This window comes from Geminicoccus flavidas, from assembly GCF_009806515.1.
GTDB lineage: Bacteria > Pseudomonadota > Alphaproteobacteria > Geminicoccales > Geminicoccaceae > Geminicoccus > Geminicoccus flavidus.
Genome location: NZ_WUJP01001096.1, coordinates 1 through 212 on the forward strand (window position 1 = coordinate 1; position 212 = coordinate 212).

Annotated in this window: 1 protein-coding gene; it reads right to left on the minus strand. The window is 64.6% G+C overall.

Features of this window, described 5'->3' with window-relative positions; translation table 11 throughout:
• On the minus strand, nucleotides 1-212 hold a 212-nt coding region (locus EQG76_RS30975), incomplete at both ends, for a hypothetical protein (protein ID WP_331463855.1).

Genomic DNA, 212 nt, shown 5'->3' on the forward strand with positions numbered 1-212 from the left:
AAAGCCATCGTCGCCATAGATGAGGTCGTTGCCGTCCTGGCCACGGAGCGTGTCGTTGCCGGCACCGCCGCCGATGAGGTCGTTACCGCCGCCGCTTTCGATCAAGTCGCGGCCGCCACCGCCCTGCAGCTGGTTGTCATTGTTGTCGCCGGTCAGCGTGTCGTCGAAGTCCGAACCGATCAGCCGCTCGATGCTGATCAGCGTGTCCCTGC